The organism is Paenibacillus sp. SEL3 (assembly GCF_054602585.1).
In genome coordinates this window covers 3,001,486-3,023,096 of record NZ_CM137725.1, presented here as the reverse complement: position 1 = coordinate 3,023,096, position 21,611 = coordinate 3,001,486, and the positions used below count along the sequence as shown (strand labels likewise).

Sequence of the window (21,611 nt, the reverse complement as noted above, 5' to 3'; positions counted from 1 at the left end):
ACAGGAGTACGCTTTTTTATATCACGAGCCGTAGGGCGAAACGTTACCCAGAAATGTGAAAATAGTCACGTAATAGTTGCTGCTTTTACGTTATAGTGAGTGGTTAGTGGAGGGGTTATATGGCTAACGTAATTTCGAATGTGGCGCTCGTTCCGGGCATTTATGTGATGAAAATAGAGGGAAAGTTTAAAGGGAACATGGGGCAGTTCTACATGCTGCGCAGCGGGACAGGTTACCCACTGCTACCCAGACCCATCAGCATTTATGATATCGGGGAAGAGAGTATTTCCTTTTTGTATCGGGTTGTTGGAGAGGGGACAAATTTGTTTTCCCAATTACAGCCTGGTCAGGAAATTCAGTTAGAAGGACCTTTCGGAAACGGTTTTCCGCAGGTAGAGGGCAGTTTGGCTTTAATCGGCGGTGGCATGGGTACAGCTCCGTTGCTGTTGGCTGCAAAGTATTACCCGCATGCGCATGTTTATCTAGGGTTTGCACAGCAAGCCTTCGGGGTTGAAGCGTTCGAAGCTGTAGCGGCATCTGTACAGGTCAAGGTAGGGGGAAGCATCGTCGAACAGATCGATCCGACGCTCTATGCAAATATGTTTTCCTGCGGGCCAACTCCGATGTTGCAAGCACTCGCTATAAAAACGGTGGATACGTCGTCCCGTTTATATATTTCAACTGAAAGACACATGGCCTGTGGTATTGGCGCATGTTTGGGCTGTACGATGCGTACCCGTGGAGGCAATCGGAGGGTATGTAAAGAAGGGCCTGTATTCCCGGTGGAGGAGGTGGAGTTCGATGATCTCCATGGCGTGTAATATTGCGGGTGTACCGTTCAAGAACCCGATCATCATGGCTTCCGGTACGTTTGGATTCGGACGTGAGTATGCGGAATTTTATTCTCCTGAATTATTGGGCGGCATCGTCGGCAAGGGACTAACCCTGCATCCGAAGGCTGGTAATACGGGATCACGAATACATGAGACAGCATCCGGCATGCTCAATAGTGTGGGGCTGGAGAATCCGGGTGTTGCCGCCTTTTTGAAGGATGAACTGGATGACATGACTCACTGGAACACGGCTGTTATTGCCAACGTGGGCGGTTCCAATCTGGAGGAATATGTTCAGGCCGTAGCGATGATTACGGAAAATGCACAAAAGCGTCGCACGATGAACCGCAGAGGCGTTGATATGCTGGAATTGAACATTTCATGTCCCAACGTGAAGCAGGGTGGAATGCAATTTGGTATCCAGACGGAGGTAGCGCGGGAGGTTGTGCGTCAGGTGCGCAATGTGACGGCACTTCCGTTGGTTGTCAAGCTGTCTCCCAACGCAGAGAATATCACGCAGATGGCGGTTATGTGCGAGGAAGAAGGCGCAGACGGAGTTTCGTTGATCAATACATTTTCTGCGATGAAAATTGATATACGTCGGCGTCGTAGTGTTTTTGCCAATACGTATGCGGGTCTTTCCGGCCCGGCAATTAAGCCGATTGCTTTGCGTATGGTTCACCAGGTGGTACAGGCGGTGTCGATTCCGGTGATCGGGATGGGCGGGATTAGCTCAGTGGAAGATATTATTGAATTCACCATGGCAGGTGCCGCTGCCATTCAGGTAGGAACGTACAATTTTGTCCATTTACATGCAGGGGCCGAGCTGGTACATGGCCTTGAACAATGGATGCAGCGGGAAAAGGTGCAGTCATTGGATGAGATACGGGGAATTTTGTGAATTTGGAACCATTTTGCATACACTAATTCATATAAAACCGGCTTGTCTTTAAAAGACAAGCCGGTTTTGTTTTTTATTTGACCAAACAGCAAACGCCATTAGTGGTTAATATCGCACTTGTTCAAGATGAACGAAATTTGATTTTCCAGCCGATGAATGGCTTCCTCGGACGCCTGGTCGTTTGCACCTTGTTCCTGAAGCGCAGCGAGTTCCTGCTTGAGCTGATGAAGGTCTTGTCCTGCATTAGCGCAGTTGTAATTGCTTTCGAGATTGTCAATCATCCGTGATCCTCCCTTTCGTTAGGTATACGTCCTTATTATGGAGATTTGATCTTTCCTTATTCAGCATAAAGTTTTATTTCAGGTAAAGGATCATGAGGCGCGTAAAGCTTGCAAAATAAAAAGGAAATTGTCAAACAATGTCGAATAAAAAGGGGTTATAGGGGAATAGATAGGCTCTTCTTCCCAATGGAGAGCTTGATATAGAAATTGGGTGATGGGGTTGCGGTCAAAAGGTAAGTCGAAACCGAGACGACAATTCAAAGTTTCGCTACAATTCATGATTATTATTTTGGTTGTTTTAGTTATCATTATTTCCTTAATTATATCCTTGCTTCTCATTCGTAATTTCGTGATTAACAAACATTTTGATAATACAAAGGAAAAACTTTCGGGTGTTGCCAAGATGGTTGCCAGTGACAAAGATGTTATTCGTAATGTCGAGCAAGGAGCTCCTGTGAAGCAGATCCAAGACTATTCGCTTGGAGTCATGCATAACGTTAATGTGGATTTTGTTGTCATTCTGAACCACGATTTAATTCGGCTATCTCATCCGAATGCAACGATGGTTGGCAAACCGTTCTCGGATTTGAATGATGCCAGAAGAGCGCTATCGGGTCAGGGACATTTTTCTGAGAATATAGGTATTTTGGGCAAAGGTTACCGATATTTTACGCCGATATTTAATCAACAGCATGAGGTCATTGGGATTGTATGTGTTGGGCTGACCATGAGAACCCTAAATCACGATTTGATGCAGGCGCAGTATACCATTTTTGGGGGGCTGATGCTGGGGCTCTTTAGTGGAGTTCTAGGCGCGATCATTCTGGCTCAGAAAATCAAAACCATTTTATTTGGGCTTGAGCCGCAAGAGATAGCAACACGATTGCGCGAAAAAGAAATTATTGAAAATGAGGTCGCTGAAGGAATTATAGCCATTTCGGCTGACAAGAAAATTATGCTTATGAACAAAGAAGCTCAGGCCAAGTATCAACTGGCAAACCAAGAAATGAAAGCCCCGATTGGCGAGCAACTGGATACCAACTTTTATAACGTGCTTTTCAAGAGAGTGTTCGATGATAAAAAGAAAATCAAGGATCGCTCATTTTATGTGGATGGTATAGAGGTCATTGCGACAGTAACCCCTATATATATTGAAAATGAGTTTTTTGGGGCAGTTGCAACGCTGCGCGACCAATCCGAGATGATCCATCTCAGCAACCAGTTAAGTGGTACAAAATATTATATTAACTCCCTTCGCGGACAGACCCATGAATTTATGAACAAAATGCACGTAATATCCGGGCTGATTGAAATGAGGAAATATGCGGAGGTCAGTCAATATATTCATCAGTTAAATCACCGGTATCAAGATGAGGTAGGCTTTTTGACGGAGAGAATTAAAGTTCCGGCATTAGCAGGTTTTATTATGGGTAAAATCAACGAAGCACGCGAACAGAATATTTCGGTTCTTCTTGCAGAAAGCTCGGATGTCTCTAATGTGGAGATGCAGGATATCGTTCATGATGTCATACACATCCTGGGCAATTTTTTTGACAACGCCATAGATTCCATCTTACAAAAAAAAGAACCCGGCAAAATTGAGCTGAAATTGAACTATGAGTGTGAGGGAAATGTATTCATTTTGAAAGTGAAAGATAATGGGTTGGGGATTGATTTTGAGATGCAAAAAAGGATATTCGAGCATGGCTTTTCAACCAAAGGAGAAGACAGAGGCTACGGCTTGAATCTGGTTAAAACCATGGTGGAAAATCATCAAGGAATCATTGAGCTTGATAGCCAACCGGGTCTGGGAACAAGTATATATGTAGAGTTGCCCTGTGCATTGGAGGTGACAAATAAATGAAGGTTCTAATTGTTGAGGATGATCCGATGGTTGCTGAGCTCAATCAACAGTTTATCGAGCGCATGGACAATTTGGACGTCGTATGTAAGGCAGATACCGTCAAGAAAGCACAGGACTGTCTTCAAAAATGGTCACCGGATCTGGTATTACTGGACGTTTATTTACCTGGAAAAAGCGGATTAACTTTATTATCTCATATGCAGGAGCATCAATATCATGCTCCAGTTATTTTAATTACGGCTGCAAAAGATATTCAGACGGTGAAGGAAGCTGTTTTTTATGGTGTTGCAGACTATTTAATTAAACCCTTTACATTCGAACGCTTTAGACTGGCTGTTGAGAAAATCCAGCGTCTGGCCACAGTGATGGAGGAAGGGAACGGAATTAATCAAGCTGTTATTGACCATTATTTTAATAAAGAAGAGCATACGGGTGTGGAAAAGAAAAAACCTGTTGAACATCCACCGCATAATGTATCGAAAAACCTGTCTAAAAATTTGTCCAAACTGACCATGACCACAATACTGAAGAGTATTCAAGAGCTGGACGGCCCCTTCTCAGTTGAAACGTTAGCTAGAGAAGTGGACTTGTCCCGTATCACGGTCAAAAAATATATTCAGTTCCTGGTGGACGATGGCTTTCTCGTTGAATCGATAGAATACCATAAGGTTGGCAGACCGCTAATGCTCTATCAGTTGAATCCTGATATAAAAGAACCGCCATTTCCATTGTAATATGGAAATAGCGGTTCTTTTTTTGTTCAACAAGAGTACCGAGCTTCCTAATTATTTCATAGAGAGGACAGGAAGTGGGACCAGGTTATCCGAAGAATGAGTTGTAACGATATCATGGAAGTTGTCGTAGCTAGTTTCAATCATGTTGGATAACGCCGTAACGGTATTCGAGCCAGCATGAGGCGTTACCAAAACTCTTGGATACAGCTCCACAAGCTTCTGGATCGTTGGGTCCGGGAGCATTTGCCATGGTTCAAACGCTTTGAAAAATAGTTCTTCCTCTTTAGGGAAGACATCTGTCCCAAATCCCTCCAAATGATTACTGAGTAAAGCGTCTAGAATGGCTTGATTATCTTGTAATTCTCCACGTGAGGTATTGATGAGGATAGATCCCTTTTTCATTTTTGCTAAAAAGCCAGCATTAATCATTTGGTCGTTCTGTCCCGGCAGATAAGGAACATGCACACTAACAACATCGCTCTCTGCCAGTAGCTCATCCAAGGTTGTGAATGGAATGACTTCCTTGGCTGCGTCGGATTGGTACACATCATAGCCGATAACAGAAGCTCCTAATCCTTTAAACAATTTGGCCTCTGTCAGACCAATGCGTCCAACCCCGATAATCCCAACTTTACAGTTATGGATCTCTTTGCTGAATGTATGCTCATCCACAATAAAATTTTTGAAAGAGCTTTTGGTAGTCATATAAGCGGTGTGACGGAACAGCATCATAGCCAAAGTTAAGGAGAGCTCGGCGATGGCATTCGGAGAGTAGGATGGCACGCGTGCCACCTTCATTCCGAATTCGCTACAGGCATCCAAATCAATGTGGTTGATTCCGACTGTTCTGGTGAAAATATATTGAATGCCGTATTCATTGAATTTTGTGATATTTTCCCGATTGGCAGCACAGTTTCCTCTTAGCAAAACGGCATCGTGATGCTGCGCCAATTGTGCATTGCTGGTGGTTAACAACTCTTCTACCAGCGTTAGTTGGAAGTTATATTTATTGAGATCCTGGAAATAGGGTTTCTCATAAGAACGGACACCATAGCAAATGATTTTTAACATGTTGTTTACCCCCTGATTTAGAAAATTCCAATTTTATCAATGACATTAAGCGTAATGATCCACACTGGAATCATGACGACAGAAGTGATAGTTGATAGAAGTGATGCATTGGAAGTCAATATGGCTTCCTTATCAAAACTGATGGCATAGGCTGCGGCTACGGTAGCTGTAGGAGTAGCCATCATGATGACAATAGTAGCTAAAGCGACAGAATCAACTGACAGAATATGAGATACAGTCAACAAGGCCAGCAAGACGATGTTAACAATAGGTACAAGCCAAACCTTAACGATGCTGTAATACCAAGAGGTCTTATCCGTAGCTGCCGACTTGAAGCTGATCTCCCCCAATGTCGAGCCAATCGATAACCAGGCTAATGGAGAAGCTAGTCCAGCTAGGTAGGTCATGGGCTTGAACAGCCAGACAGCGGTTTGATCAATTCTTAGAAAGGCGAACTGCTGAATGGCCCCATCCTCTGTAGCTACACGCATCTGTGGCAAATAACCTTGAAACAACCAAACAAACAAGCCTAGAAACGTGGCGATAACGATTGGATTCATAAACATGGTTTTGAGATTTTTAAGCTCCATTTTCAGACCGCTCATTTTGATATAGCCATAAGAGTATAAGAAAATGCGGTACCCTATGTTAAAAATGGAGCTGTACATCACTCCGGTAGGGCCGTAAATGGCTCCGACAATTGGAATCCCGAAGAAAGTCGTAGAACCGAAAATGGTTAACACCCGCAAAACATCCTGTTTATCCTTGTTGTAGCTCAGGAAGAACGGTTTAGATATAAAGATGAGAATAATATAAATTAGAACTCCCCATATTAAAACATTAATTCCTTGTTTTAACATTGTAGGATTGATATCCTGCATGAAAGAATTAAAGGCTAGCGCTGGTAGAGCCACGGTTAGAACAACCTTGGATAACATCTTTCCTACTGCTGCGTTAAAAATCCCCTTCTTGCGGCAAAAGAAACCAAGAAGGATAATAAAAACGGTGGAAGCGATAGAACTGACAATTTTGTTATCTGTTAAGGTCGCTGTAATCATTTCTAGTAAAGACATAAATAAAACCCTCTCTTGTACCTTTTTTCACATATATGACGATGCAGAATGTGACGATGCAATGCCCTGATCTTTTGGCCAAAGTGTTGGTTTGCACCTTTATAGTAAAATGACTTTGTGAAAAAAAGAACAATATCTAATTAATTTAACTTATGAAACTAATTTAAAAAATTTATACGTTACATCAGATCGCAAATGAAACGAGAGGGGACGTCTTCACTTCACAAAATGATTATTTCTTGGCTTTGTGAATGCTCATCAACATCCGTGCTATAATGTAAATCATTAAACCCTACTTGATTAGTGGGTTAAATAGAAAAGACGAGCAGGAGGGGCCGCATGAATCCGATACAACATATACTGAACGAATTTCAGCTAATCGTGCTGGATGGCGCAATGGCGACCGAGCTGGAGCGTCATGGACATGATCTGAACGATAGCTTATGGTCAGCTAAAATCCTCCATGAGCATCCGGAGTCGATCAAGCGTGTACATAGGGATTATTTTGAGGCTGGGGCAGACTGTGCGATTACTGCGAGCTATCAGGCTACCGTTGAAGGCTATGTTAAACGAGGCTTAAGCGAAGCTGAGGCGCTGGAACTGATTCAATTATCGGTGCGGATTGCTGTGCAGGCACGAGATGAGTTTTGGGCTGACGTGACGGCTACTGCAAGTCAGCGACATCGTCCCAAGCCGCTAGTTGCGGCCTCCGTTGGCCCTTACGGGGCGTTTTTGGCAGATGGATCAGAGTATCGCGGCGATTACAAGCTGAGCGAGGAACAGCTTGTGGAGTTTCACAGGCCGCGTATGAAAGCTCTGATTGAGGCGGGTGCAGATATTTTAGCTTGTGAAACGATACCCTGTCTGGTTGAAGCCAAGGCCATCGCCCGATTGCTGAAGGAATTCCCCGGCACGTATGCCTGGATCAGCTTTAGCGCAAAGGATGGACAGCATATCAGCAATGGTGAGTCTGCCGCTGCATGTGCTGAGTGGCTTAATGGGCATGAGCAAGTGGCCGCTGTAGGGGTCAATTGCACTCTGCCGAATTTCGTTCCATCGCTTATTCACGAAATACGCAATCACACGGATAAGCCTGTGGTGGTATATCCCAATCTGGGGGAGGAATATGACCCGGTCACCAAGACATGGCATGGCAGCACTTGTACAGAGACGTTCGGACAAAGTGCCCGTCAATGGTATGAAGCGGGAGCTCGTCTGATTGGCGGTTGTTGCCGGACTCAGCCGCAGGATATTGAGGAAATAGCATCGTGGACGAGAGATGTATAAACGAGGATAAGCGTAGCGCAGGGATAAAGATTAACTATAAGAGGGTAACTCGATGACCCGAAAAAACAAGCAGGCTGAACCAAGTGGTGCTCCAGCAATGGAGCAGCTTGGTTCAGCCTGCTTTGTTAACTATCTGCGCCGATCCGGTCAGCTTTCTGCCAAACGTTCCAGCAGTGCGTCTCCATTGCGGCTCACCCGAATATGGGCAAAATGTGCGTTCTGTTCTACAGTACGTCCGGTTCCCTCAGGGATGAAATAATTCTCAATACCGTACACAATACGAGAACCATACCACTGTCCATTTAGAATGACCTCATGACTGGCAAGTTTTTCACCATCTTGATATAGGCGATCAGCGATGTATACTCCTTGGCTATCTGGTGTGAGAACGACTTTGACCTTGCCTCGGCTCCATTCTTCCTCCTGAAGAGGGGGCTTGGAAGTAGGGGTAGATATGTCGTAATTCAATGCCACATAATCGCCTTGTAGCAGGGAGCGCGGGTCTATAGGAGCCAGTTTGAGCTTAATGGAAGCCCCTGTGGCGAGCAGGGTTTCGCTTCTCGCCGTCTGATAGCCGATGATTCCCAGCTGTAGCACGATGACAATGGCAATGAGTAACGGGCTTAAGCGCATAAAGCTAAAGCTGCGGTGGTCGGCATCGAATGCTGCTTTGCCGCTATGGGCCATTCGCCGATCCGTCCACCAGGTCAAGCCGAGTGCAATGATCCCCAGTAGCGCCAGCGTAAAAGATTTATACAGTAGCGTCCACAATAAATCATAGTATTTGAAGCCGATAAAAATAAACCAGAAGACAACGCTCGTGATGGCCTCCGATTTTTGTTTCACACGGGCAAAGGCAAAGACCATCCCGGTAACGATAACAAAATAAAAAATGTTAATGAACATATAAGAGTGTGGAACGACATCCTCGAAAAACGTCGCCCAAAACAGGAACAGCAAGCTGAAAAATAATGAGCTATTCCGTAGATGTTCTTTTAACTCCGTCTTGGATATAAAGTAACTTACCCCATATAACACGGCATTGACGATGAAAAGAGAGAAGATGATGAACTTATAGGTCCAGTTCCAACCATCCCACTCCTGATGCTGCTGAAATAAAATGGTCGCCAGATTCAGGTTTACAAAAGTATAGGCAAAAAACAACTGCCTTTTCCCCTTGGAGCGAAACCATCCAGCGATGGAAACGATCAGAAATAATACCGAAAGCAGCGACTGATCTGACCATAGAATGGCCGCCAAGCCTGTAATATAGCTGATGGTTAGCAGGGTATAACGTATGACTGAATCTAGCTTGGATTCCGGTATGACAATCATCAAAATCATAAGCAGCAACGACACAACCAACAGTACATATTCGGTGTGGTTTACATTCGTGCTAATCATAATCAATCCGATGAGAGATATACTACCGATCAGCACTCCAACCACTTTGATTACACGGGATACGGTTTTGCTGATCCATTCACTGCCACGTTCCTCGGGAACGGTCGTCTCCACATCGGATTTTACGATATCCCCGTTTTCCCCATTGAATATCTCCCCTGTTTCCGGCGGTGTTTTCCCCAAACGATTCAAATAACGGAAAAACCACACGTTACCGGTCAGCAGCAGCGCCACAAAAATCAAACCAAAAACAAAAAACAGAGATGAGTAGTAAGCCTCTGCTAGCTCTATAAATTTAAAGACAGCAAACGCTGAGAGCGCCAATGCATTCAAGGTCAGTAGTGTTTTATTCAGCCGTACCTTGATAAATATATAAAATCCTAAAGCAATCACAGCGATATGCGGTATATTCATGACCAGGCCATACCCATCAAATGCAAAAGAGTTGGTCATCGCCAACATCGCTATATGAAAAACAGTAAAGCTCATATATTGTAGTGGAGCAGAATGTATACGATGAAGGAACGCCAATAGGAACAACAACAGATTGACCAGTGCGAACACTCCGGCAATGGACAACGATTCCAGCTCGCTATAAGATGCACTTTGCATCGTAGGGTAAAAATAAAGCCACAAACCGAGGTGAATTAGTACATAAGACAGCATATAAAAAGGATTGTAGCGAGTAATCCAGCTAAGCAGTAGAGCTGGCACCGACCAAATGAAAAACAACCCGTAGCTGTCCGCATGGGAATTGTAAATTTGACCGAGCAATGCCACAGAAACGCCAAAGGCTATACAGCCAGCCACCAAAAACATATTTGACAGAAAAGCTTGTTGACCGGGAACAGCACGTATCCGTGCAAATACAAAAGACAAGCCATAGAACAGAACAATAAGCGCAGCAGCCAGTACAATTTTGACTGTCCGATCCAGTCCGCCCCAATTGGAGGCGAAAAAATAAATAATCGCGGCAAGTACCAGTGAGATGCCCAGCAGATAGCCCGTACGTATCGCATTGAATCGCAGCATGGATTTCACGTACCTTTCCTGTTGGTTTGATGCTTATTATAACGTTGAAAGGTCTCAGAACCAAGTACTAATTAGGATCAGGTCATAAAAAAAGAGAGCCACCGTATACGGCGGCTCTCTTGAACGTTACTGGATTCCAGCTAGGCATTGACGGTACGAATCTCTTGCCGGGACTGATGTCGGAAGCGATACTCACTCTGTGGAATCCCTGCTGTTTTCTTAAATGCTTTGGAAAAGGTGGACATATCGGTATAGCCGATGGACTGGGCTATGATCGACAAATTGTAAGTTGTCTGCTCCAGTAATCTTTTGGCTTCGTTAATCTTAAGGTTTTGCAAATACTTGGCGGGAGAGATGAGGAAGGTGGAATGGAACTTACGTGAAAAGTGGGCACGATCCACACCTACATGCTCGGCAATTTGCTCAATCGTAACACGGTCACAATAATGCATTTCAATGTAGTCTTTCCCCTGCTGGAGCCAATAATCAGAGCATACAAAGTTGCGCAGTACGTCAGATGTGTTGCGGGACAACTCCTCGAAGATCTGGTGCAGTATAATCAAGCGGGCCAGATCGCTGCCCTGTCTGTTGTTGTCGTGTACGATGGAAAACAGGTTAGAGATAAGTTCGAGGATTTCCTCACTCACGGCGTTAGCCATAAATGGCGTGGAGGGATTAATTCCGATCCGCTCCAGTAGCGCGAGGGATTTGGGTCCCTCAAAGGCAATCCATACCTTTTGCAAAGGGTGCTGGTGATCGGTGTAATATTCATGGGCAACATGCGGAAAAAAACAGAATAAATCAGACTTTTGGACACGGTACTTCTGTTGCTTATAAATAAACTCAGCCTGACCTTCAAGCACAAAAATCAAATAAAAATAAGGAACAGCCTTGGGACCGACATGGCAGCTTGTTTTCGAAATATCCATACCCAGTCTGACAGGCCAAATGGCGCTGGACTTTTCCAATTCGGTAGCTGTGAAATAATGGTCTTCCACGATGTCGAAGTGATCTTCATTTTTTGCTCTTTTCATAACTTGTCACCTCTCCTTTGGTGGAGATAAGGGAATTTTGATTTTATTGTATATAAAGGAAAGCACAATTACAAGTTAATTCATTGGAATTGAGGGTTATATAATTAAAACTGCGTATGCCAAAGGCTCCATGGCCGGTTTGAGATGACCCGTGGAGCCTTTTAAGTTCTGTATTATGAGATGGGGATTAGCCTATATTTATACGTTCAAGATTCCTTCTTTTGGAGTAACGTTGAAGGCTTTGGCTAGATCGGCCAATTCCTGATCTGTAATCCGTTGCTGGTTATCATGGTGAGCAATGAGCATGTAAATTTGCGCCGCTTTTTCAATCGTCTCAATGAGACCAAACGCTTCATCAATGGAGCTGCCCGTTCCGAAAATGCCATGATGAGGCCATAATACAGCGTGATGATCCTTCATTTTTTTAGCCGTTTCGCGGCCGATTTCGCTGGAACCCGGTACCATCCAAGGGATTACACCGATACCGTCTGGAAAGACGACAATACATTCGGTACACATTTCCCACAGCGTTTTGGTGAATTGGTTTTCGTCCAGACTATGAATGAAGGTCATGGCAATAACATGGGTGGCATGATTATGAATCACCACACGATGGTTAGGATCGATCTTCAAGCGCTCAATGTGGCTCATAAAATGAGAAGGCAACTCACTGGTAGGCACTGCGCCATGTTTGAGGCCCCACAAGACTTCCAATTGCTCGCCATCCTGGGAGACACGAAGGACCCCTAAGTTTGCTTCTGGATCTGCGATTACGTTTTTAAAATATTTACCTGATCCGGTGACGATAAAATATTTACCAGCCAGTTCATTCACCGGGAAAGCAGGTTTAATCGTCCGAATGACCTGGTGAATATCTATATATTTTGCAACCTCGGCTTCATCCAGAATATAGCTTACATTACCTCCATTGCGTTCATCCCAGCCGAATTTCCACATGTTTTGTGTAATTTCCGCCATCTCGCGAACAAATGGGATATCCAGTCCCGATTTGCGTTCTTTTTGATTCTCCAGCACAGTAGTCATGGATGATCTCTCCCTTTGGATGATATGAATATAAGCATTATCAGTGCAGTAGTTACCGTTTCAGCAGTTATCGTTTCAACAGTACTTGTTGTTCATAGTTTTTTACTTCGGCCAGCCATTCCTCACGAACGGGAACGCTGTTTTGAGCGCAATAGTAATCCCATATCGCACCAAACGGATACGATTTGAATTCTTCGACTAGAGCAAGACGAGTGGTGAAGTCCCGATCCTCTTCCGCCTGCCTTAATGCTTCAATCGGTTCGAGCATAGCGCGAAGCAGCGCTTTAATCGTGTTGCGTGTTCCGATGACCCATGCTGCCACATGGTTGATACTGCCATCAAAGAAATCAAGACCGATATGGGTTCGGTAAAGCAATTCACCGCGAACCAGCTCACGGGCAATGTCCAGCAATTCGTCGTCCATTGTCACGACATGATCACTGTCCCAGCGAACCGGTCTGCTGACATGGAGCAATAATTGGTCGGTGAACATCAGCACAGAGGACAGTTTGTTCGAAATGACTTCGGTTGGATGGAAGTGACCCGCATCGAGACAGATAGATTTACCGCGTGTCAGGGCGTAACCCATATAGAATTCATGTGAGCCCACGACATAGCTTTCCGAGCCAATGCCAAACAGCTTGCTTTCAACCGCATCGATGTTGTATTCCTCGCTGATTTCCTCGCTGAAAATGTCGTCCAGCGCATCACGCAGACGTTCTCTTGGAGCCAACCGATCAACCGGAGTATCTTTATAGCCGTCCGGCATCCAGTGGTTTGTGACACAGGGCTGACCGAGTTCTTTGCCAAAATACTCGGCAATCCTGCGTGATTTTTTGCAGTGTGTGATCCAGAAATCACGGATTTCCGAATCCTTGTGACTCAGTGTGAAGCCGTCTTCCGCTTTAGGATGGGAGAACAGGGTTGGATTAAAATCAAGCCCAAGTCCTTGCTGTTTGGCCCAGTCTACCCAGTTCTGAAAATGGCGTGGCTCCAGTTGATCCAGATCCACTTGTTCTGTGGTGTCCGCATAGATGGCGTGCAGATTGACCTTGTGTTTACCCGGAATGAGTGATAAGGCTTTTTCTAAATCCTGACGCAACTCATGCGGCGTGCCGGCTCTGCCCGGGTAGCTGCCCGTTACGGCAATCCCCCCGCTAAGCTGTTTGTCTTTGAACAGGAATCCCTGAACATCATCTCCCTGCCAGCAGTGCAGTGATATTTTGATTTGTGAAAGCTTCCGTAAAATGTCGTCCACTTGAATACCGTGGCGGGCATACAGCTTTTTCGCTTCGTTATAACTGGCTTCAATGGCTTCGTTCATGGCTTTACTCCTTTATTGAGATATGTGAATAGAGGATGTTGCTTGTATCTTAAGCTGCTCCCAGCGATCCAAAAGTTCTTGCACGCCTTCCACCGATTGTGGCTCATATAGCCGAGTCGGAAAGGAGCGGGCGATGGTTCGGCCAGCAGCCTTGAGATTCTCAAGAACACCAGAGCTAATTAATTGCACGACAATATTGCCGATGGCCGTAGATTCGGAAGGACCTGCCTGAACCTCAATTCCCAAGAGATCGGCGGTTAGCTGACATAGTAATTCGTTGTTAGCGCCTCCGCCGACAATGTGCAATCTGGTAATCGTTTCGTCTGTTAAACGTTGCAGTTCGTGTAAGGCATCGCGGTAGCTTAAGGCCAGACTGTCAAAAATACAGCGGGCAAGTGAACCCGGCGTCCTGGGGATGGGCTGGCCTGTTTCTTCACAGAATCGCTGGATTTCAAGGGTCATACTATCCGGGTTTAAGAAGGATGAATGGTTACAGAGGACAAGACTGACAAACGGTGCTTCTGCTGAGGCCAGTTGGGCCAATTCGGCAAAGCTATGTGCACAGCCCCCTTCTCTTCTGACCTCCTGAATCATCCACAATCCCATAATATTTTTCAGAAAACGGTACGTACCGTAAGCGCCCCACTCATTCGTGTAGTTCGCCTGCATGGCTGCCTTCGTATTCAAGGCTTCGGATCGTTCCATTCCCAGTAGTGACCACGTGCCGCTGCTAATATAAGCCCAAGATTCTTCCCGCTGTGACGGAACACCTGCAACGGCCGATGCAGTATCGTGAGTAGGCGCAAGAATGATCTGACAGTCCGGAAGATCGTATTTTTGAACAAGCTCCGGCAAAAGAGAACCCAGAACCCGCCCAGGCTCGGCAAGCTCTGAAAACTGATTGCGCCGCAGTTGGAGCAGGGACAGCAGGTCTTCATCAAACTCTCGGGTGTTCACGTTGAGAAGCTGCATCGTGGACGCATTCGTGATTTCATTGGTCATGATGCCTGTCAGGCGATAGTACAGATAATCAGGGACCATCAATATTTTATCCGCCTGGGCAAGCTGTTCCCGATCATGGACAAACAGTTGATACAGGGTATTAAAGTTTAGTTCCTGAATGCCTGTTTTCTCATACACAGCCTCTCGACTGATGAGCTGATGCAGCCTGTCGGGTGCGTGGAGGGTACGTGCATCCCGGTAAGCGTATACCTCATGAATGCGGTTACCTTTCTTATTAAGTAACACGTAATCTACAGCCCATGTATCAATGCCGAGCGTACAGGAATGAATCCCCTTCTGCTTAGCTTTTTGCAAGCCTTGAATAATCTCATTCAATAGTTCCTCGATATTCCAGTAATCGTGCCCGTCCTTTTCGGTAAAGGAGTTGTTGAAACGGTGAAGCTCTTGCAAGTGTAGTTGGTCACCTTGCAGAGTTGCACCTACGAGCCTACCGCTTGAAGCTCCAATATCAACAGCAAGATAATTATTCATATCCAATCTCCTTGCATGGATAAAATACGGGCAGCCTGAAAGTCTGCCTTTTGTTTTCTTAACTAACTCCATACTACTTCCGTTTTTCTTTACAGTCAACAGAAACGGAAGTCTATTTTGTGGTTTTATTTTTGTATTTGAAATAATAATTAAAATTAAGTGTTGTTTTGTATGTATTTTTGTTTTTTAACATCTGTTTTCTACTATATATATACCTTCAACAAAGGTCGATGTGATTTTACGATATTCCAATTGTGGAAGGTTCTCCAAAAGCCGCTGTCTGTATGAAAAATAATCTTGAAACCGTCCGCCAGAGGGTGTAGTATACAAGATATCAATTTCATATGACTCGTATAATATTGGGGATATGGCCCAAAAGTTTCTACCGGATGACCACTGTAATCGTCCGACTATGAGTGATAGCGCATCGGCTTCGGATGAATGCGGGCATTTATTTGTGCGCCAATCCGTCAGGGATTATAACCCCAAGGACAGGCTTCACTTGAGAAACAACTCAAGGGAGCCTGTCCTTTTTTGGTTTTGGCAGGTTTTACTGTTCAGGATTTTGCAAAATCCTCACTATTTTAAAGTACAGAAGGAGCGATACTCGCATAATGAAAGTTTTGGAGGAACGTATTCGTCAAGAAGGACAAATTTTATCTGACACCGTATTAAAGGTGGATTCATTTTTGAATCATCAGGTAGATACAGCATTAGCATTAGAGATTGGTAAGGAGTTTGCACGCCTGTTCGGCAGTGCTCCGATCACCAAGGTGCTTACCATTGAAGCTAGTGGTATTCAATTTGCAATGGCTACTGCTATTGCCTTGGGGGTCCCGTTCATTTATGCGAAGAAAAAGAAGGCCATCACGCTGAATGAGCAGGTATACTTCGCAGAGGTTCATTCGTTCACTCGGCAGGAAACCTATCAGGTGAGTATCTCCCAAAAATACCTTGATGCCAGCGACCATGTGCTGATCGTAGATGATTTTTTGGCAACTGGTGCAGCATTGGTCGGACTTACGGATATTGTAAAGGAAGCAGGAGCGGAGCTGGCCGGGGTTGGCTGTGTGATTGAGAAGAGCTTCCAGGAAGGCCGTGGACTGTTGGAGCAAAGAGGCATCGCCGTACGTTCTCTTGCGCGTATCGCTTCCATGGCACCAGGCGAGGTCGATTTTATAGAGGAAGCTGGCGTAGTAATTGCTCCTGTTAAGGAGAATGTGGGATGTTAAGTAAACAAAAGTTATTCGCACTGGGCTTCCAGCATGTCATGGCGATGTACGCTGGAGCCATTGCTGTACCTCTAATTGTAGGGGGAGCATTGCACCTGACTCCAGCCCAGATGGCTTATTTGGTGGCTGCCGATCTGTTCACTTGCGGGATTGCTACGTTATTACAAATTATGGGCACACGCTTTTTCGGTAGTAGACTGCCTGTCATTTTAGGCTGTACGTTTACGGCAGTAGGGCCTATCATCGCGATTGCTTCGACCTCAAATTTGGCGACAGCGTACGGTGCCATTATTTTGTCTGGTATATTCGTGGTGCTTGCGGCACCGCTGTATGGCAAGCTGCTACGCTTTTTCCCGACGGTCGTTACGGGTTCGGTCGTTACAATTATCGGTCTATCCCTTATTCCGGTGGCGATGAACAATGTAGCAGGTGGCCAGGGCAGCGCGGATTTTGGACAGCCGCGTAATTTGCTGCTGGCGCTGGTTACATTATTGGTTATTCTGCTTGTGAATCGGTTGGCAAAGGGCTTTATGCGCTCGATTTCCGTGCTCATCGGTCTGTTTGCAGGCACGGTGGTTGCTTATGCGATGGGAATGGTGCATTTTGCTCCCGTGGCAGATGCGTCATGGGTGAGTGTTGCGCAGCCATTTTATTTTGGTAAGCCAGAGTTTAGCATTATGGCAGTTTGTACGATGATTATCGTCAATATTGTCAGCATGGTCGAGTCTACGGGTGTTTATCTGGCAGTAGGCAAGGCGATTGATCAAAAGGTAGAGCAAAAGCAGATCGTCAATGGACTCCGTTCGGAAGGACTTGCGATTATGCTTGGGGGTATTTTTAACGCGTTTCCTTATACAGCCTTCTCGCAAAATGTGGGTCTGATCTCGCTCACACGCGTCAAATCGCGGAACGTTATTTTTGCTGCGGGCGGTATCATGGTTGTTCTCGGTTTGCTGCCTAAGCTGGCTGCTTTAACGACAGTGATTCCTAACGCTGTGCTGGGCGGGGCGATGATCGTCATGTTTGGCTCGGTCGCTGCATCAGGCATGTCTATTTTGTCAGAAGTGGATCTGCGAAAGGAAAGCAATCTGCTGATCGCAGCATGCAGTATTGCTGTGGGCCTAGGTTCTGCCGTTCTGCCACAAATGTTCGACCAGCTGCCGAGCTTTGCCAAAATGTTGTTGCAAAATGGTATTGTTTCGGGCTCGATTACAGCGATTGTCTTGAACATCGTTTTGACGAGAAAACAAGGGGAATCGGTCAAAAGCGTGACGGTTCAGGAGGTTCCACAGAAGGTTTGATGATTAGAAATAAATAAAGATAGCCGGAGAGAGGACGTATGCCTCTTTTCCGGCTGTTTGGCATGGGGTTATCCAGATAGTAGATCCCCTTGCTGTCTGGGGATATATAGATAAACTGCGGAATGAAATGGGTAGCTCTAATTTGGTGCGTTTTCCAGTTTACTTACTAGAAGAATTTGCTAGAGCAGCGGGCGATATCATGGTATAATTTACCTTATGGATTTTGAATAGTGGTGGATGTTTTCGGACCACGGTGCAGCTTCCCGAAAGGGGGTGAAGCCGATGGTCAACCTTGTGTCGTGCTACGATGTGTTGCGTTGGATGGTTACGTTACTAAGCCTGGCGTTTAGTATTCGTAAACTTTATCGCTGGCTACGTCGAAAATTTCGGAACAAGCGAAAACCCACCGCGTAATTAGGTTGGCCCCTAACGGTGGGTTTCGTTTGCATTGACATTTAGTTATGCAGCGCGCCGTGGTGGTGATCCACAGCCTTTCAAGTCCTAAGAGTCTTTGCCGTTGGCGCGGCGAAGACTCTTTTTAGTATACGGACACGGTGGTTTACTCTATACCTAATTTTAACACTTCAATTGCGTGCACGCAATTGGAGGTTATGTCTTGTTTCTACCTTATCGTTCAAATTTAAATTATTGTGCAGCCTTTATTGACAAGCCTGTGACAACAAAATAAGATCGTAATGAAAAGAAATAAAGGAAGAAAACAGGTGTGAGCCGGACAACTCTATGTATGGGGTTTCGTAGAGACGATGTACATAGTTGTTGAGCATGTTCACTTAAAAGGGAAGTTCGGTTGATTCCGACACGGGCCCGCCACTGTATACAGGCATCAGCAGGATACTGCTGGAGCTTTCAGAACAGCCACTGGAATTGTGAAGAACCGGGAAGGCCTGAAAGATACGCCTGGAGTCAGGAGACCTGCCTGTTTTGACATCACTGTCAGACCCACGGGATGCTGGGGAGGTGGTTAGGCGTGCTGCATACGGAATGTCTGAAACCGATCTGATCCCTTCTATGTTTTTGGAGTTGGCTTCGAGGTGAGTTCTGACATTTTATATTGAAGGCATTTCTGACTGCTAATTAAGTGGTCTGGAATGCTTTTTTCGCGTTTTGCGTTAGGTTTATGCGATTTTACAAGATAGAGGGGGATTCATCGAATGATAAGCAGTCGTAGTAGGCGTTCATGGTTGATATGTACAGGGGTGATGCTGCTGCTGGCAGTTATGGCTCTTTCGGGATGTGCCAGCAATAGGACGTCGGATAGCTCCGGCAAGGGTGAAAACGCGTCAGCACAACAAACAGCGACAGATAAAAAGCTGGTAATGGCGTATACATGGAAACCGTCAGGCGTTGACCCGCATGGAGATAATAGCTGGGATGTGATGCGATCCGGTGCAGGTGAGACACTGGTACGTTTGAATGAAAAGCTGGAGCCTGTGGCTTGGCTGGCAAAGGAGTGGAAGCAGGATAGCCCTACAGTTTGGACGTTCAGCTTGCAGGATAAAGTCACTTTTCATAATGGAAAAAGTATGGATGCAGCAAGTGTAAAAGCGTCTTTGTTACGCTCTATTGAGAAAAGCCATCTGGCGAAGGATTTACTGAATGTGAAGTCCATTGATGTAAGCGGCCCGCTGGCCTTGAAGATCACGACAAACCAGCCGAATGCGGCGTTGGTGTCTAATCTAGCTGATCCATCGACGATTGTACTGGATGTGGCATCGATGAAAGATGAACAGAGTTACCCAGCGATGACAGGCGCCTTTAAAGTCAAAGCGTTCAACAAGGACCAATCCTTGGTCGTAGAGCGTTATGACGGATATTGGGGCGAGAAGGCACGATTAGCTGAAGCGACGATGAAGTTCATTACGGACGGGAATTCGCGCCTGATGGCGCTGCAATCCGGCGAGGTGGACGTAGCGACGGATATTCCGGTTGATAACGCAGAGGTACTGAAAAAGAACGACAAGTTACAAGTACTGTCAGCTCCGTCCTTGCGCACCCATATGATCGTGTACAATATGGAATCGCCAGTATTCAAGGATGCGGCGAACCGTAAGGTGGTGGACAGCCTGATTCCACGCGCATCGATTGTGAGCGCCGTCATGAGGGGCTTCGGTACGGAGGCAAGCAGCCCGTTCCCGAGCATTCTTCCCTTCGGTAAAGTTGAGCGTAAAGCGCTGGACGGAACGGCAGAGCAACTGTTGACGAAGGATGGCTGGCAGAAGGACGCCCAAGGGACATGGACTAAGCAAGGCAAGCCGTTCGAGGTTACGCTGCTGACTTTCCCTCAGCGTCCGGAGCTCTCTGTTATGGCTGAGGTCATCCAAAGCCAATTGCTGAAAGAGGGAATCCAGGTCAAGATTCGCAAGGTGGAAAATATCGACGAGGCGTTGACCAAAAACGATTGGGACTTTGCTATGTACAGTATGCTTACTGCTCATACAGGAGAGCCGCAATATTTTATGGACATGTTTTATTCTTCGAAAAGCGAAGCCAATGTAAGCCGTTATAGTTCCAAACCGCTAGAGAGTATTCTGAACAGCTTGAAGCTGGCGAAGGATACAGCGCAGCGTAATGCTGTGACACTACAAGCGCTGGATATCATCAATACGGATTTGCCACAGTCGTTCATTGTGCATCCTGATAATGTGTTTGGTGTGAAAAAAGGGGTGGAGGGTTTTACACCCCATCCGATCGAGTATTACTACATTACAGCGCAATCCGATATTGCGGAATAACGAGCTGCGTATCCTATGATTCGTTTTATACTGGAACGTGTGGCGCAGCTGCTTATCATTGTATTCGTGGTGTCCACGCTGACTTTTGTACTGATGCGGCTGGCCCCTGGAGACCCTGCTACCATTTTGCTCACCGCGCATAATATCCCTGCCTCTGAGGAGGCGTTGACGACGCTACGAAAGGAACTGGGCTTAAACGAACCGCTTCATATTCAATATGTGAACTGGCTGCGGGATGTGTTCACAGGGCATTGGGGCACTTCGTATGTATCCAAGGAGTCGGTGCTAGCCGAACTGTGGAACAGACTTCCTGCTACTGTGGAGCTAGCTGCTGCGGGCTTCGCCGTCATGACGGTGCTTACGCTGGGGCTGGGGCTGGCTGCCTCGCTAAAAATCAGCGGCCCACTGGATCGTCTGGGCAGGCTGTTCGCCCTGCTGGGATCGTCGATCCCCTCTTTTTGGTTTGGTTTTCTGTTGATCTATCTATTCTCCGTTCGCTTGGGCTGGCTCCCATCCATGGGAAGGGAGGACTGGACACATCTAGTGCTCCCAGCGCTGACTCTTGGCGCAGGTTTGGGAGCTGTGCAAGCACGCGTACTGCGCGCTCAAATGCTGGAGCTGGGTGACCGGAATTTTGTGAAAGCAGCGAAGGCTCGAGGCTTTTCACGTTTGCATATCCTGTTTTTTGAGATATTTAGGCATGCGGTTCTGCCTATAATTACACTGCTAGGTACCAATCTATCATTTATGCTGGCAGGTAATGTGATTGTAGAGACCATTTTTTCATGGCCGGGGTTGGGCAAGTATTTTATAGATGCGATTACACAGCGAGATTATCCGGTGATTCAGGGGTATGTTATTTTCGCCGTATTTTTAATTGTAGGAGTTCAGTGTTTGGTGGATGTGGTCCAGACGGCGATAGATCCGAGGCTACGTTTGCGTTAAGGAG

Annotated in this window: 17 protein-coding genes and 2 riboswitches; of the genes, 9 read left to right on the top strand and 8 right to left on the bottom strand. The window is 45.9% G+C overall.

What is annotated here, in order from left to right; all coding sequences use genetic code 11:
* Positions 1-119: 119 nt before the first annotated feature.
* Complete coding sequence (locus ACYCS5_RS13975) at positions 120-821, top strand: dihydroorotate dehydrogenase electron transfer subunit (protein WP_029518821.1); 702 nt, start codon at positions 120-122, stop codon at positions 819-821.
* Positions 802-1,734 carry a dihydroorotate dehydrogenase gene (locus tag ACYCS5_RS13970; protein WP_340933708.1) on the top strand — a complete coding sequence of 311 codons (933 nt, stop codon included), beginning with the start codon at positions 802-804 and terminating at the stop codon, positions 1,732-1,734. The genes ACYCS5_RS13975 and ACYCS5_RS13970 overlap by 20 nt, the downstream gene beginning before the upstream one ends.
* A gap of 98 nt (positions 1,735-1,832) precedes the next feature.
* Here the strand turns inward: ACYCS5_RS13970 and ACYCS5_RS13965 are convergent, their stop codons facing one another.
* Positions 1,833-2,015, bottom strand: a complete 183-nt coding sequence (locus tag ACYCS5_RS13965; RefSeq protein WP_013312637.1) for a hypothetical protein — start codon at positions 2,013-2,015, stop codon at positions 1,833-1,835.
* 277 nt (positions 2,016-2,292) lie between these two features.
* On the opposite strand from ACYCS5_RS13965, the gene ACYCS5_RS13960 reads away from it, so the two are divergent.
* Together ACYCS5_RS13960 and ACYCS5_RS13955 are read left to right on the top strand one after the other, a co-directional pair.
* Positions 2,293-3,879, top strand: coding sequence for an ATP-binding protein (locus tag ACYCS5_RS13960; protein ID WP_459761228.1), 1,587 nt, complete (start codon positions 2,293-2,295; stop codon positions 3,877-3,879).
* On the top strand, positions 3,876-4,613 hold the full coding sequence (locus ACYCS5_RS13955) for a response regulator (protein WP_459761227.1): 738 nt from the start codon (positions 3,876-3,878) through the stop codon (positions 4,611-4,613). Before ACYCS5_RS13960 ends, ACYCS5_RS13955 begins: the two co-directional genes overlap by 4 nt.
* Positions 4,614-4,664: 51 nt before the next feature.
* Here ACYCS5_RS13955 and ACYCS5_RS13950 read toward each other — a convergent pair whose 3' ends face one another.
* Both ACYCS5_RS13950 and ACYCS5_RS13945 read right to left on the bottom strand, forming a co-directional pair.
* Positions 4,665-5,684, bottom strand: a complete 1,020-nt coding sequence (locus tag ACYCS5_RS13950; RefSeq protein ID WP_165145618.1) for a 2-hydroxyacid dehydrogenase — start codon at positions 5,682-5,684, stop codon at positions 4,665-4,667.
* Positions 5,685-5,701: 17 nt separating this feature from the next.
* The gene (locus ACYCS5_RS13945) at positions 5,702-6,757 is read right to left on the bottom strand and encodes an AEC family transporter (RefSeq protein WP_165145621.1); all 1,056 of its coding nucleotides are present in this window, start codon (positions 6,755-6,757) and stop codon (positions 5,702-5,704) included.
* 339 nt (positions 6,758-7,096) lie between these two features.
* Between ACYCS5_RS13945 and mmuM the strand changes: the two genes are divergently transcribed.
* The gene (gene mmuM / locus ACYCS5_RS13940) at positions 7,097-8,044 is read left to right on the top strand and encodes a homocysteine S-methyltransferase (protein WP_165145624.1); all 948 of its coding nucleotides are present in this window, start codon (positions 7,097-7,099) and stop codon (positions 8,042-8,044) included.
* 147 nt (positions 8,045-8,191) lie between these two features.
* Here mmuM and ACYCS5_RS13935 read toward each other — a convergent pair whose 3' ends face one another.
* From ACYCS5_RS13935 to rhaB, 5 genes are all read right to left on the bottom strand, one after another.
* Positions 8,192-10,480, bottom strand: a complete 2,289-nt coding sequence (locus tag ACYCS5_RS13935) for a GDYXXLXY domain-containing protein (protein ID WP_185156347.1) — start codon at positions 10,478-10,480, stop codon at positions 8,192-8,194.
* Positions 10,481-10,620: 140 nt separating this feature from the next.
* Entirely contained in the window at positions 10,621-11,514 is an 894-nt protein-coding gene (locus ACYCS5_RS13930) for a helix-turn-helix domain-containing protein (RefSeq protein ID WP_459761226.1), read from the bottom strand.
* Positions 11,515-11,712: 198 nt separating this feature from the next.
* On the bottom strand, positions 11,713-12,558 hold the full coding sequence (rhaD, locus tag ACYCS5_RS13925) for a rhamnulose-1-phosphate aldolase (RefSeq protein ID WP_165145630.1): 846 nt from the start codon (positions 12,556-12,558) through the stop codon (positions 11,713-11,715).
* Between the two features lie 67 nt (positions 12,559-12,625).
* Positions 12,626-13,882, bottom strand: a complete 1,257-nt coding sequence (rhaA, locus tag ACYCS5_RS13920) for an L-rhamnose isomerase (protein WP_165145633.1) — start codon at positions 13,880-13,882, stop codon at positions 12,626-12,628.
* Between the two features lie 12 nt (positions 13,883-13,894).
* Complete coding sequence (gene rhaB / locus ACYCS5_RS13915; RefSeq protein ID WP_459761225.1) at positions 13,895-15,376, bottom strand: rhamnulokinase; 1,482 nt, start codon at positions 15,374-15,376, stop codon at positions 13,895-13,897.
* A gap of 329 nt (positions 15,377-15,705) precedes the next feature.
* Positions 15,706-15,809, top strand: a riboswitch (purine riboswitch).
* A 181-nt stretch (positions 15,810-15,990) separates the two neighbouring features.
* On the opposite strand from rhaB, the gene ACYCS5_RS13910 reads away from it, so the two are divergent.
* The 4 genes from ACYCS5_RS13910 (at position 15,991) to nikB (ending at position 21,607) form a co-directional block, all read left to right on the top strand.
* Positions 15,991-16,608: a xanthine phosphoribosyltransferase gene (locus ACYCS5_RS13910; protein ID WP_069012276.1), complete on the top strand. Its 618-nt coding sequence runs from the start codon at positions 15,991-15,993 to the stop codon at positions 16,606-16,608.
* Positions 16,602-17,909: a nucleobase:cation symporter-2 family protein gene (locus ACYCS5_RS13905; RefSeq protein WP_029518809.1), complete on the top strand. Its 1,308-nt coding sequence runs from the start codon at positions 16,602-16,604 to the stop codon at positions 17,907-17,909. The genes ACYCS5_RS13910 and ACYCS5_RS13905 overlap by 7 nt, the downstream gene beginning before the upstream one ends.
* 757 nt (positions 17,910-18,666) lie before the next feature.
* Positions 18,667-18,864, top strand: a riboswitch (cobalamin riboswitch).
* Between the two features lie 217 nt (positions 18,865-19,081).
* Complete coding sequence (locus ACYCS5_RS13900) at positions 19,082-20,662, top strand: ABC transporter substrate-binding protein (protein WP_459761224.1); 1,581 nt, start codon at positions 19,082-19,084, stop codon at positions 20,660-20,662.
* Positions 20,663-20,677: 15 nt separating this feature from the next.
* The gene (nikB, locus tag ACYCS5_RS13895; RefSeq protein WP_165145644.1) at positions 20,678-21,607 is read left to right on the top strand and encodes a nickel ABC transporter permease; all 930 of its coding nucleotides are present in this window, start codon (positions 20,678-20,680) and stop codon (positions 21,605-21,607) included.
* Positions 21,608-21,611 lie beyond the last annotated feature (4 nt).

What these genes read in the sequence shown, in the direction of transcription:
- ACYCS5_RS13975 (WP_029518821.1), top strand. Translation starts at nt 120, where the DNA reads ATGGCTAACGTAATTTCGAATGTGGCGCTCGTTCCGGGCATTTATGTG.
- ACYCS5_RS13970 (WP_340933708.1), top strand. Translation starts at nt 802, where the DNA reads ATGATCTCCATGGCGTGTAATATTGCGGGTGTACCGTTCAAGAACCCG.
- ACYCS5_RS13965 (WP_013312637.1), bottom strand. Translation starts at nt 2,015, where the DNA reads ATGATTGACAATCTCGAAAGCAATTACAACTGCGCTAATGCAGGACAA.
- ACYCS5_RS13960 (WP_459761228.1), top strand. Translation starts at nt 2,293, where the DNA reads ATGATTATTATTTTGGTTGTTTTAGTTATCATTATTTCCTTAATTATA.
- ACYCS5_RS13955 (WP_459761227.1), top strand. Translation starts at nt 3,876, where the DNA reads ATGAAGGTTCTAATTGTTGAGGATGATCCGATGGTTGCTGAGCTCAAT.
- ACYCS5_RS13950 (WP_165145618.1), bottom strand. Translation starts at nt 5,684, where the DNA reads ATGTTAAAAATCATTTGCTATGGTGTCCGTTCTTATGAGAAACCCTAT.
- ACYCS5_RS13945 (WP_165145621.1), bottom strand. Translation starts at nt 6,757, where the DNA reads ATGTCTTTACTAGAAATGATTACAGCGACCTTAACAGATAACAAAATT.
- mmuM (WP_165145624.1), top strand. Translation starts at nt 7,097, where the DNA reads ATGAATCCGATACAACATATACTGAACGAATTTCAGCTAATCGTGCTG.
- ACYCS5_RS13935 (WP_185156347.1), bottom strand. Translation starts at nt 10,480, where the DNA reads ATGCTGCGATTCAATGCGATACGTACGGGCTATCTGCTGGGCATCTCA.
- ACYCS5_RS13930 (WP_459761226.1), bottom strand. Translation starts at nt 11,514, where the DNA reads ATGAAAAGAGCAAAAAATGAAGATCACTTCGACATCGTGGAAGACCAT.
- rhaD (WP_165145630.1), bottom strand. Translation starts at nt 12,558, where the DNA reads ATGACTACTGTGCTGGAGAATCAAAAAGAACGCAAATCGGGACTGGAT.
- rhaA (WP_165145633.1), bottom strand. Translation starts at nt 13,882, where the DNA reads ATGAACGAAGCCATTGAAGCCAGTTATAACGAAGCGAAAAAGCTGTAT.
- rhaB (WP_459761225.1), bottom strand. Translation starts at nt 15,376, where the DNA reads ATGAATAATTATCTTGCTGTTGATATTGGAGCTTCAAGCGGTAGGCTC.
- ACYCS5_RS13910 (WP_069012276.1), top strand. Translation starts at nt 15,991, where the DNA reads ATGAAAGTTTTGGAGGAACGTATTCGTCAAGAAGGACAAATTTTATCT.
- ACYCS5_RS13905 (WP_029518809.1), top strand. Translation starts at nt 16,602, where the DNA reads ATGTTAAGTAAACAAAAGTTATTCGCACTGGGCTTCCAGCATGTCATG.
- ACYCS5_RS13900 (WP_459761224.1), top strand. Translation starts at nt 19,082, where the DNA reads ATGATAAGCAGTCGTAGTAGGCGTTCATGGTTGATATGTACAGGGGTG.
- nikB (WP_165145644.1), top strand. Translation starts at nt 20,678, where the DNA reads ATGATTCGTTTTATACTGGAACGTGTGGCGCAGCTGCTTATCATTGTA.